Source organism: Runella limosa DSM 17973 (assembly GCF_000482465.1).
GTDB lineage: Bacteria > Bacteroidota > Bacteroidia > Cytophagales > Spirosomataceae > Runella > Runella limosa.
Map to the genome: position 1 here is coordinate 118,253 of NZ_KI519424.1, position 12,652 is coordinate 130,904.

General features: G+C 46.7%; 8 protein-coding genes. All 8 read left to right on the plus strand.

The window, feature by feature from the left end:
* Positions 1–35: 35 nt before the first annotated feature.
* The 8 genes from K339_RS0122100 to K339_RS0122135 all read left to right on the plus strand — a co-directional run bounded on the left by K339_RS0122100 (position 36) and on the right by K339_RS0122135 (position 12,649).
* Positions 36–800, plus strand: a complete 765-nt coding sequence (locus tag K339_RS0122100) for an SDR family oxidoreductase (protein WP_028525554.1) — start codon at positions 36–38, stop codon at positions 798–800.
* A gap of 120 nt (positions 801–920) precedes the next feature.
* A complete protein-coding gene (locus K339_RS0122105) occupies positions 921–2,141 on the plus strand; it encodes a sugar MFS transporter (RefSeq protein WP_028525555.1) in 1,221 nt (406 codons plus the stop codon).
* Between the two features lie 23 nt (positions 2,142–2,164).
* Positions 2,165–3,247, plus strand: a complete 1,083-nt coding sequence (locus K339_RS0122110) for a GHMP family kinase ATP-binding protein (protein WP_028525556.1) — start codon at positions 2,165–2,167, stop codon at positions 3,245–3,247.
* An 80-nt stretch (positions 3,248–3,327) separates the two neighbouring features.
* Positions 3,328–6,174: a PVC-type heme-binding CxxCH protein gene (locus K339_RS0122115; RefSeq protein ID WP_028525557.1), complete on the plus strand. Its 2,847-nt coding sequence runs from the start codon at positions 3,328–3,330 to the stop codon at positions 6,172–6,174.
* Between the two features lie 168 nt (positions 6,175–6,342).
* Positions 6,343–7,698 carry an SWIM zinc finger family protein gene (locus tag K339_RS34460; RefSeq protein ID WP_037301583.1) on the plus strand — a complete coding sequence of 452 codons (1,356 nt, stop codon included), beginning with the start codon at positions 6,343–6,345 and terminating at the stop codon, positions 7,696–7,698.
* 30 nt (positions 7,699–7,728) lie between these two features.
* Positions 7,729–9,300, plus strand: coding sequence for a DUF5691 domain-containing protein (locus K339_RS0122125; RefSeq protein ID WP_028525558.1), 1,572 nt, complete (start codon positions 7,729–7,731; stop codon positions 9,298–9,300).
* Positions 9,297–10,376, plus strand: coding sequence for an ATP-binding protein (locus K339_RS0122130; protein WP_028525559.1), 1,080 nt, complete (start codon positions 9,297–9,299; stop codon positions 10,374–10,376). The genes K339_RS0122125 and K339_RS0122130 overlap by 4 nt, the downstream gene beginning before the upstream one ends.
* An 11-nt stretch (positions 10,377–10,387) precedes the next feature.
* The gene (locus K339_RS0122135) at positions 10,388–12,649 is read left to right on the plus strand and encodes a DUF5682 family protein (RefSeq protein WP_028525560.1); all 2,262 of its coding nucleotides are present in this window, start codon (positions 10,388–10,390) and stop codon (positions 12,647–12,649) included.
* Positions 12,650–12,652 lie beyond the last annotated feature (3 nt).

Below are 12,652 nucleotides of genomic sequence, written 5' to 3' on the forward strand. Positions count from 1 at the left end.
TACCAATTTAATCGAAAGTTTTACATAAATCAAAAATGCTTAACGACTGGCAATTAGGTGGCAAATGCGCCCTCGTAACGGGCGGAACCAAGGGCATCGGACGCGCCACCGTTCAAACTCTCCTTAAAATGGGCGCTGAGGTCTTGCTCGTAGCTCGAAACGCAGAGGAAGTAGCCCAACAAGTTGGTGATTACCAAGACCAAGGATTTCCCGTCACGGGTCTCGCACTGGATTTGGGAAACACAGAGGCCATCGAATCGCTTGGCCAATTTGTTCAAACCCATTGGAAAAAACTCGATATTCTAATCAACAACGTAGGTACAAACATTCGTAAACCTACCGACTCGTACTCCTACGACGAATACGACCATATCCTAAACACCAATCTCCGTTCGGCCTTTCTGCTTACCCAAGCCTTGTATCCTGCAATGCAATTGGCCAAAGGCTGTGTTGTTAACGTTACTTCAGTGGCGGGATTAACCTCCTTACGTAGCGGTTCGATTTACGGAATGACCAAAGGTGCATTGAACCAACTAACCAGAAATTTGGCCTGTGAATGGGCCAAAGACCATATTCGGGTCAATGCCGTAGCGCCTTGGTACATTGCCACGCCACTAACGGAGTCGGTTTTATCTAATCCAGAGGCATTAAGCGACATTTTACGCCGAACGCCCATGCAGCGAGTAGGCCAACCCGAAGAAGTAGCCAATGCCATCGTTTTTTTATGTCTTCCTGCCGCTAGTTATATTAGTGGACAGATAATAGCCGTTGACGGTGGTTTTACAGTATATGGTTTTTAACAGCATTCTAGTTTTACCATTTTTTAAAATAATTTAAAAATAACTTAACATAAATTTTTAATCCCGCGTTTTTTTTCATTTTTTCGGGACTGAATTTACCTTCTAAACCTCCTATTTCTCATGTCAAAACAAAATCAAAGCTACGTTGGCCCACTGATTATCATTGGTTTATTGTTTTTTGTATTCGGGTTTGTTACTTGGGTAAACGGTACACTCATCACCTTCTTCAAGAAAGCCTTTAGCTTGGATAACACCAGCTCTTACCTTGTTACCTTCGCCTTTTTCATTTCTTATACGTTGATGGCAATTCCTTCGTCGGAAGTGTTGAAACGTACAGGTTTCAAAAATGGAATGTCATTGGGGCTTGCCATCATGGCCGTTGGTACCGCTATTTTTATTCCTGCGGCACAAATCGCCTCGTACCCACTATTTTTGGTCGGTTTATTTACCATTGGTATAGGCTTGACATTGCTCCAAACGGCTTCAAACCCTTATGCAACGATTCTAGGCCCGCGTGAAAGTGCCGCCCAACGCATCAGTTTCTTGGGAATTGCCAACAAACTTGCGGGTATCATTAGCCAATGGACCTTTGGTGGGTTGCTTTTAGCAGGTGGCGCCGCCGCCGCACCAACCGATGAACTCCAAAAAGTAGAAGTGCCGTACATGATTCTTACGGCCGTGCTTGTGGTGTTGGCGGTTGTCATCAAAATGTCAAAAGGTCTTCCAGAAGTGAGCGAAGAACAAGAAGACGAAGGAGGAAAAACGGCGACCGCCAAGCACAACAGTGTTTTTGCATTTCCTAACCTAGTTTTAGGGGTCATTGCCTTGTTTTGCTACGTAGGTGCCGAAGTAATTGCAGGTGATACCATCATTAGCTATGGCGTTTCGCTTGGCTTTCCCGAAAGCGAAGCAAGTACCTTTGGAACTTACACCCTTTGGCTCATGCTTGCGGCCTACGGTCTTGGCATTGTGCTGATTCCTAAATACGTTTCTCAGGGTACATGTTTGAAAGTATCGGCCATTTTGGGACTCATCGTGACAGTATTGGCCATCATGACCACAGGATTTACGTCTGTCATTTGCATCGCCATATTAGGTTTTGCCAACGCCCTTGTTTGGCCTGCCATGTGGCCACTTGCGTTGGATGGCCTTGGCAAATTTACCAAAATCGGTTCAGCCTTATTGATCATGGGTATCTCAGGAGGTGCCATCCTACCGCTTGTTTACGGAAAATTAGCCGATTCAATTCACAGCACACAGCAAGCTTACTGGATGCTTTTACCGCTCTACGCTTTTCTTTTGTATTATTCATTGATTGGTTACAAAAAACGTAGCTGGTAATTCCCCATTAAACATTTACGATTTTGAAAATATCAACACCAGGCCGAATTTGCTTATTTGGGGAACACCAAGATTACCTTGGGTTGCCCGTTGTGGCAGCGGCGATTTCAAGACGAATAAGCATTGAGGGGGGCAAAAGCAATGACGATATGGTTCGCCTGCACCTCCCTGATTTGAAAGAAGAAGAGGCTTTTTTACTGGAAGAGCCTCTTCCTTACGTAAAAGAACGTGATTATTTTAGAAGTACCATCAACGTGCTTCGCCGCCGTGGTTTTGTCTTTGGACAAGGTTTTGAAGTGAATATTCACGGCAATATTCCCATCAATTCGGGCACCTCAAGTTCGTCGGCTTTGATTGTGACGTGGGCCAACTTTTTGACCCGATTGGCCGACAATCCGAAGGAGTTGTCCTCAAAAGAACTGGGCGAAATCGCCAACGAAGCCGAAGTGTTAGAGTTTGGCGAACCTGGTGGAATGATGGATCATTATTCGACCGCAATCGGAAATGTTATTTATTTAGAATCAGTTCCAAAAATCCACGTTGAAGGTCTTCAACCCAAATTAGGTGCTTTTGTGCTTGGCGATTCTTTGCAGCCCAAAGATACCCTAGGGATTTTGGCTCGTTGTCGTTACGGCATGGAAGCCATCATTGCCAAAGTAAAACAAGTTGACCCAACGTTTTCAATCTTCACCACTCCCCTTGCCCAAGCCGATGATTATAAAGCCCATTTGAGTTTGGATGAATTGGGGTTGTTGAAGGCAAACCTCGAAGACCGTGATATTTTGATTGAGGGAAAACAATTAATGTTGGCTTCCCAAAACGGTACGGCTCCCGACTTCGACCAACAATTTGGACAATTATTGTACCGCCACTTTGCCAATCTGCGCGACCACAAACGCACCTCTACCGACAAGATAAACCGCATGGTAGAAGCTTCCATGAATGCGGGGGCGTTGGGCGGAAAAATCAACGGTTCTGGCGGCGGAGGCTGCATGTTTATGTACGCTCCCGAAAACCCTGAAGCGGTTGCCGAAGCCATCAAAAGCGAGGGCGGTATCCCTTACATTATCTACATCGACGAAGGCACAAGAATAGAAAAGCAATAAATGAGTAATTTTGAGGGAACAGTTGTTTTTTATATTATTTTTAGAAAAGATAAAATAAAACCTAACTGTTCCCTTTCCTCATGTACGCCTCACGCCTCTTAATATTTATTTACTGCGCATTCTTTTGCCTCTCCCTTCCTAGTTTTTCTCAAGATTCCGAAAAAATCGATCGTGAATTTACCCTCGAAGCAACCATGCTCGGGTATTTTGCGCCCGATGGAGCCAAAAATCCAACGCTTCGTGCCAAAAAAGGCGAACGGATTCGACTCAAAATTGTCAATGGGGAATTAATGACCCACGACATTGCCCTTGAGAAATTGGCACTTAAAAGCAAAACTATTCTCGACAAAGGAGCAACAGCAACGCTGGTTTTTACCGCCCAAGAAAACGACATTTACTACTGCTCCGTCCCTGGACACCGCGCGGCTGGCATGGTGGGAAAATTGGAAGTCTCGGAAAATGACGTAACAGCCAAGGTGGTGACGGGACAAATTCCCCAAAAAAACGGCCAGCCTCTCAACTTAAATTTTGAAACGGGCACCCTCCAAGATTGGGCTGCCACGGGCGACGCCTTCACCAGCGGCCTCATCTCAGCCGACCCTTCTCCCCTGCACGAAAAAGAGATGCGCATTGGTTTCGATGGCAAGTTTTTCGTTTCCAGTGGGGGGATTACCAATGCCAAGCAAATCGGCACCCTTACTTCCGTTCCATTTACGGTTACTCAGCCCTATGCTTCCTTTAAAGTTTCGGGCGGCGCTTTGCAGGATACCCGCGTAGAGATTCGTCAAACGGGGAGCGATGTGGTTATTTTCTCCATCACAGGACAAGGACGGGCTACGTTGCAACCCGTGGTAGTGGATTTGCAGGCGTACCTCAACAAAGATATTTACATCAAACTCATTGATAACGAGACGGGTATTTCACAAATTCCCTACATCCCCCACGACAAATGGGCGCACCTCAATTTTGACGAATTTTTATTCCACAGTACGCGCCCCGAATTCCCCAATGAATTGAAACAAAGCGACATTGTGATTTTACCACCGCTTGACCCCGTTGTCAACGCTGGCTTGTCGGGGGTAAAAGCCGCCGCTGCCATGACGCCACCCCAAGGTTTTAAAGTTTCTTTGGCCGCCGCCGAGCCCGACGTGGTTCGTCCGATTTGTTTTACGATTGATTACCGTGGCCGTTTGTGGGTCGTGGAAGGCCACACCTATCCCGTTCCTGCCCCTGAAGGACAAGGCCGCGACCGAATCCTCATTTTGGAAGACACCAACGGCGACGGGACGCTCGATAGCCGCAAAGTGTTTATGGAAGGACTCAACCTCGTCAGCGGCATCGAAGTAGGCATGGGTGGTGTCTGGCTGGGTGCAGCGCCTTATTTACTTTTCGTTCCCGCTGATTTTAAAAATGACAAACCCGCAGGGCCTGTCCAAAAATTGTTAGATGGCTGGGGAATGCAAGATACCCACGAAACCCTCAACAGCCTCCGCTGGGGGCCTGATGGCTGGCTCTACGGAACACACGGCGTTTTTACACATTCAAACGTAGGAAAGCCAGGTGCTCCCGACTCAGAACGCACCAAAATCAACGCAGGCGTTTGGCGATATCACCCCACAGCACACACGTTTGAGGTGTTTGCCGAAGGGACAAGCAATCCGTGGGGCATCGACTTCAACGATTATGGCCACGCCTTCATCACGGCTTGCGTAATTCCGCACATGTACCACATCATTCACAATGCCCGCTATCAACGCCAAGCGGGAAAACATTTTAACCCTTACACGTACGACGACATCAAAACGGCGGGCGACCACGTACACTGGATTGGCGAACGTGGCCCGCACGCGGGTAACTTCCGTTCGGGGCCAAAGGGAGGTGGGCACGCCCACGCGGGAGCAATGGTTTATTTAGGGCATACGTGGCCTGCTGAGTACCGCAACGATATTTTTATGAACAACATCAACGGCGCGCGCTTTAACCGCGACCATCCTGAGCGCGCAGGCTCAGGCTACGTTGTTCGTCACCGCGATGATTTTATGGCCATGAATGATACGTGGTCACAGTGGTTGAACTTCAAATACGACGCCAGCGGTTCGGTTTTTGCCATTGATTGGTACGATAAAAATCAATGTCACAGCTCAAACCCCGACGTTCACGATAAAACAATGGGGCGAATCTTTAAAATCACCCACGAAAACGACAAATGGGTTAAAGTAGATTTATCAAAAGCTTCGGACAAAGAGCTGGTCAATTATCAATTACACCCCAACGAATGGTACGTACGACAGGCAAGAACGTTGCTACAAGAGCGCGGCTCCAACAAAAAAGTCCACAAAGCATTGAAAGAAATCCTTGCTAACAACCCTGACGTCACCCGCAAACTTCGGGCGTTGTGGGCATTGCACGTGACCAAGGGATTGACCCAACCAGAAATGATTGCCTTACTTAGTCACGAAAACGAGTACGTACGCAGCTGGACTTTACAATTGATGACGGAAGGCAAAACCATTTCGGACGAAACGCTTAAACAGTTTATAACCATGGCCAAAAACGATACTTCGCCCTTGGTTCGGTTGTACTTGACCTCTGCTTTGTTACGAATTGCTCCCACTCAGCGTTGGGAAGCAGTGGAAGCCCTTGTTCAAAAAACTACTGACAAAGGTGACCATAATATGCCCCTTATGCTCTGGTATGCAGCCGAGCCGTTGGCAGCGATTGACGCCAAACGCGCCTTAGCGCTCGCCGAAAAATCAGTAATGGACAAGCACTTAGAGTTTATGGTGCGCCGAGTTTCGGCCTTAAATACCGACGAAAGTCGTTCGTTACTAACCAACTTGAAGAGTCGCCTCGAAAAAGAGCATAACCACCAATCCCACGAAGTCATTATGGCGATTGATGAAAGCATGAAGAGTGTCAAGAAGTAAGGGCAAGGGCTGATTTGAGTCATTGAAACGTAGTTGTTAAAGGATATTTTAGCAGCTACGTTTTTTATTTTATATTCCAAAAAACATTTTTATTTCGATAGAGTATATATTTTTTGTTTTCAACTTATTTCTTTCGTTTATTGCGTTTCCTAAAAAATCAGGTTTTCTATGAATTTTTTAACCGAGGACCAAGTAAGCCAGCTTGCCCCCGACGCCTCTTCCCTCAAAGCGGGGAAAGACTTAGCCAATGAACGCAAATGGTTAAATTATCAATCCAACGAGCGGGTGCTGTGGGGGGAAGTGCAAGGAAGTGGAAAAGACCCCTACCGAACCCAAATCGACCTGCAAAATACAGCCTTTAAATGCTCTTGCCCTAGCCGAAAATTTCCGTGTAAACATGGGTTAGGACTCTTGTTTTTGGTAGCACGCCGCAACGGTGACATCCCTCAGCTCACTACTGAGCCTAGTTGGGTCAGCGAATGGATCAATAAGCGTTCCGAAAAAGTCGAAGCCAAAATTCAGCCGCCAGTAAGTGAGGAACAAGATTCTGAAAAAACAGATAAACAGGCCAAAGACAAGGAAAAGCGCCAAAATGAGCGACTTTTAAAAGTAGAAGCAGGCATTGCCGAACTTGACCTTTGGCTTCGAGACATGGTGAGGGGTGGGTTGTTGACGTTGCCCGAAAAAGGAAATGCTTACTTTGAAAAAATGGCCGCCCGCATGGTAGATGCCCAAGCGACGGGGTTTGCCTCATTGGTCAAAGAATTTACCAAAATCGATTATTACAAAGGCGACTCGTGGCAACCTCAAGCCCTCGAAATTGCGGCAAAAATACACTTACAAATCGAGGCATTTAGAAACCTTGACCAGCTCCCTCCGCTTGTACAAGAAGAAGTAAAAAGTCGGGTTGGGTGGAATATGCAACAAAAAGAACTCCTTGAAAACAAAGAAACCGAAACCATTGATGATGAATGGGTTGTGATTGGCAGACGTACCACCCAAGAAGAGGATATTGTCCTCCAACGAAATTGGCTGTACGGGTCTAATTCCAAGCGTTTTGCGTTGGTGCTCAATTTTGCCTACAAAACCGCCGCCATTGAAACCCCGCTTGTTCCAGGCAATACCTCCAAGGCCCGTTTGGTGTTTTACCCAAGCCACAGTCCCTTTCGTGCATTGATAAAACATCACTTAGAGAGTAAAACATTTCTTCCTACCTCGCTGGAGGGCGTTGAGAATTGGCAACTTTCCCAAGTGGAATACACCCGTGTCATTGCCCAAAACCCTTGGGCCGATGACGTCCCTCAATTGGTCGAACAGCTTCAAATAACCAAACACCAAGCGCATTGGTACCTTCAAGACACCACAGGGGCAGTGATGCGTCTCCACGATGCCTTTGAAGAAGCCATTATTTGGAAACTATTGGCTTTTACCGCTGGCCACCCTACCACTCTTTTTCTATTGCGGCAGTCCACATCGGTTTGGCCCTTGGGCATCGTTCAGAATTTTTCGTATCAGCTATTATAAACATTAACAGCCTTTTCCATTCATTATCAGATGTTTCATTGGGAATTATTAAAAAAGACCGCCCTGTTGGGTACCGAAAGGCACCCCTTAGCGCCCGAAGCACTCCCCGCCTCTATTCAAGGAATTTTATCAAAAAGCAATAAAAATGATGCTGAAGGTTATTTCCTAAAAGCGGCGGCAGTTCTTTATAATTACAACCGCGCGGGGCAAAATCCCGCCAAAATTACTCTTCCCAATTTGGCTTTGGAGGACGCAGAAAATTCGACATACTGTCCGCCCAAAACCGTTGGACTTTGGAAAAAAGTATTGGACTTATCACCTGCTAACCCCTATTTGCTGGAATTACTCCTTCAAAACTGCCACCAAAAACAATGGGTTTTGACTGATGACTTGCTCGTAAATGCCTTGAATAATACACCCAAGCAACTGCTTCCTCAGCTCCACCTTCTCCTTGGCGTGAGAGGAAAATGGCTGACACAATTTAATAAATCTTGGCAAATAACGGACGCTTCGCGGAGCATTACGCAATGGGAAGAAGGAAAAATCGCTGAACGAAAGGCGTATTTGAGCGAACTTCGACTTCAAAACCCTGCCGAGGCGTTGTCACTTTTGGCCCAGGCTTGGCCCAGCGAATCGGCCAAAGACCGAAAAAGTCTTTTGTCCACGTTGAAAATCGGTTTGTCGGCCAACGATGAACCCTTTTTAGAAGAAATTCACAATGAACTGACCAAAAACCTGACTTCACCCAAACCCGTTACCCTTGAGACCATTCACCTCATCAACGAACTACGGCTTTCTATTCAAGGGAGTCGATTCGGCAAAGAGGTAGCCGAGCAAATGACCAAGTGTATCACAAAAAAGAAGAGTTTACTGTCCGCAATTGGGTTTTCATCAGCCAATTATCAACTTCAATTACCCGAATCTGAGACTTCGTTTTGGAACGGTGATGAAATGAACCAACGATTTGGATTTGACAAATTAAGTTCTCAAAAAGGCGTTTCGGACTCCGAATACTGGCTACAATCACTGCTTCGATGGCTACATCCGAGTCATTTGATCACGTTTTTTGAAGGAAACCTCTCACGATTAGTCGAGTTCTTTGTCAATACTCAAAGCAAAAATGCAACAGCGTATTTGTACGCCTTCAGTGAGGCAATGGCCTTTGCGTCAGCCGATGAAATCAAAGCATTTTTGAAAGTAACCGCCCAACTGGAAGTACAAAAAACAGGTCTATTGCAACAGTTGCCTTGGCCCGACCAAGAAGAGCTTTTATTACATCATTTCCAACTTTCGTTTGCGTTGGTAAAAGCCATCACAACGGAAGGTCCGCCGCAAAATTGGTCGTCCCAATTTTCAAAAAAGGCGTTGTTTTCGTTAGTGAAAGAGCTTGATGGTTCAAACTATTATTACGTTTTTTCCGACCGAAACTTTTTGAATCAGTTGGGGCGAAAATTGCACGTCAATTCCAAAGACCTCCTTTACTCGCTTCAAAATGAATTATCTCAAGAATGGCAACGAAATTATTGGAACACCCACGTTGCCGACATTCTCTTTAAACAATTAGAAATAAAAGAAGAAATCGAACAAATAACAGCACTATGAACGTACTAAGACAACATGCCGAACAACAGTTTGCGCTTGAATTGGAAGAAATTGGCAAACAAGATACCCACAAACGCCCTACCAACTGGAAATTGTCGCCCCAAGCCGTGGTGCAATACTTAATGGGAGGAAAATTGAAAAACGGGTTTGAAGTTTCCCCCAAATACATCGGAAGCCGACGATTGATGGAAATTGCCGTGGCTACCCTTACGACCGACCGAGCGCTGTTACTTTATGGCCTTCCTGGCACGGCCAAGTCGTGGGTGGCAGAACACTTGGCGGCGGCCGTTTCGGGAAATTCGACTTTACTTATCCAAGGGACGGCAGGAACGAGCGAAGAAGCCATCAGATATGGTTGGAACTACGCCCGCTTATTGGCCGAAGGCCCTACCGAAAACGCACTCGTAACCACCCCCATGATGTATGCGATGCGGACGGGGCAAATTGCCCGCATCGAAGAGCTGACCCGCATCACTGCCGACGTCCAAGACACGCTTATCACGATTTTGTCCGAAAAAACCTTACCAATTCCTGAACTCAACACGGAAGTGCAGGCGGTTTCAGGTTTCAACGTCATTGCAACGGCCAACAACCGCGACAAAGGAGTAAATGAGCTTTCGGGCGCACTAAAACGGCGTTTTAACACCGTGATTTTGCCCGTACCTGAATCAATGGAAGAGGAAATTTCGATAGTTCAGCACCGTGTTTCCAGTTTGCAAAAAGCCCTTGAGCTTCCCGCAGAAGCGCCTTCTTTGAAAGAAATTCAACGCATTGTGACCATTTTCCGCGAATTGCGCGCGGGAGTGACGGCCGACGGGAAAACCAAAATCAAAGTACCCACCAGTACCATGAGTACGGCCGAAGCCATATCGGTCGTCAACAATGGCTTGGCCTTGGCCGCCCATTTTGGAGACGGGCGCTTAAATGCCCAAGACGTTGCCGCAGGTTTAGTGGGCGCAGTTGTCAAAGACCCTGTTCAAGACAAGGTAATCTGGAACGAATACCTCGAAACCGTCGTCAAGCCCCGCGCCGAATGGAAAGACGTGTATCGTGCTTGTAAGGAAATAACATTGTAACGACCGACTCCATGCCTCTTCATATTTTAGGAATACGTCACCATGGGGTAGGTTCGGCCAAGAATGTAATTGAGCGATTGGCGCAGATACAGCCTGATATTATTTTGGTAGAAGGCCCTCCCGAACTCGATTCTATCGTGCATTGGGTAGGTCAAAAAGGGCTAAAACCTCCCGTGGCCGTACTGGGGTACAACCTCGACGACCCTCAGCAAGCCACGTTTTACCCTTTTGCCGAATTTTCTCCCGAATGGCAAGCTATTTCGTACGCCCATGCCCAGCAGCTTCCCGTTCGCATGGCCGACTTACCTTTGGCCATCTCTTTTCAAGAACAACTCAATCAACGAGAGGCTAAAAAAGAGCAACCAATCGAGGAGCAAGCGGAAGAACAAGCGTTTTTGTTGCCCTTCAAAGACCTCATTTCTTACTTTGCTGACGTTGCTGGTTACGAAAATTCGGAACTTTGGTGGGAACATCACTTTGAACAAAAATACATTCCTAACAACGCGCAAGAACATTTTGAAGCGGTGTTGCTGATGATGAGCGAACTACGTGCTGCCCAAGTAAAATCTGCGTTGGACCAAGAAAACGTGGCCCGCGAAGCGTACATGCGGGAACTGATTCGAAAAGCACAAAACGAACTCTACACCAACATTGTCGTGGTATGTGGTGCTTGGCACGCCCCTGCCCTCCTCGATGTCGAAACCACGGCGAAACAGGACGCCAAACTGCTGAAAGCGTTGCCCAAAACAAAAATTAAAGTAGGCTGTACGTGGATTCCTTGGACCAACGACCGCCTTTCGATTTTTTCGGGCTACGGTGCGGGTATTACCTCGCCAGGCTGGTACGAACACCTTTGGAAATACGGCAATAAAGACGATGGCTCGCGCTGGCTCACCAAAGTAGCTCGGCTGTTTCGACAGAAAAAAATGGACATTTCTACCGCGCACGTCATCGAAGCTTTTCGGTTGGCGGAGACCCTGGCGAGTCTGCGGGCGCTGTCGCGGGTGGGACTTCACGAACTCAACGAAGCCACCCAAACCGTCATGTGCATGGGCGACGGAATCTTACTCGAATTGGTCAAAAAAGAGTTGATTGTTGCCCAACGAATTGGAAAAGTCCCAGACGAGCTACCCAAATTACCGCTACAAGACAATTTTGAAAAGTTAGCCAAAAGCTACCGATTGCCCATTACGGCCGAAAAAAAGGACTACGAACTCGACCTGCGTAAAGAAACCGACTTAAATCGGAGTAAGCTCATCTACCGACTAGGAATCTTAGACATTCCGTGGGGCACTCGCCTGTACGCTCGCAACAAGGGAACGTTTAAAGAGGCGTGGACGCTACGGTGGCAACCCGAAATGTTTATTCATCTCATTGAAAAAGGGATTTGGGGTAACTCTGTCGAAGATGCGTGTACCAAATTTCTAATTGATAAAAGCAAAAAAACCAATGCCATCAAAGACCTTGCGGACATGATTCAGCAAGCGATTCCTGCCGAATTGTTTGGGGCGATTGAGCAATTATTGCTTAAAATCAATGAGGTTTCCACGGTTTCAGCTGACATTTTGGAGTTGATGACCGCCCTTCCTCCCTTGGTAGAAGTAAGTCGCTACGGCAATGTTCGCAAAACTAACCTCTCAGCCATCAATCAGTTGGTAGAAGGCTTGCTCACCCGCATCTGCATTGGTTTGCCCAATGCTTGTTACGGGTTAGATGACGAAAACTCCCGAAAGGTTTTTGACTACATTAAGCAAGTCAATGAAGCCACACGACTCATTGAAAACGAAGAACTTACGCAGCTATGGCAACATGCGTTACGAATTTTGCTCGACAAAGAAGGCGTCAACCCTATCATTTTGGGCTGTACTTGTCGGCTACTTTTTGATGCCCAAGAACTCGACGAAATTCAAACAGCGCAAAGGTTTGAATTGGCCCTTTCAAAAGGAAATGAACCCCTCTTTTCGGCGGGTTGGGTCGAGGGCTTTCTCAAAGGAAGTGGCATGATACTGCTGTACGATAATGTACTTTGGAATCTACTTTACCGTTGGGTTTTTGAGCTTTCAGAAGACTATTTTATTGAATTGCTTCCAATCCTCCGCCGAACCTTTTCCAAATTTGAACCCTCAGAACGCAAACAACTGGGTGAAAAAGCCAAAAAAGGAGCCAATGTAGAGCAAACGGTGGTTCTTGAGCCCACCCACACAACCGATTTCGATCACCAACGTGCTGAGGAAGTTTTGCCAATGTTGCAGTTATTATTGGGATTAAATTAAAAC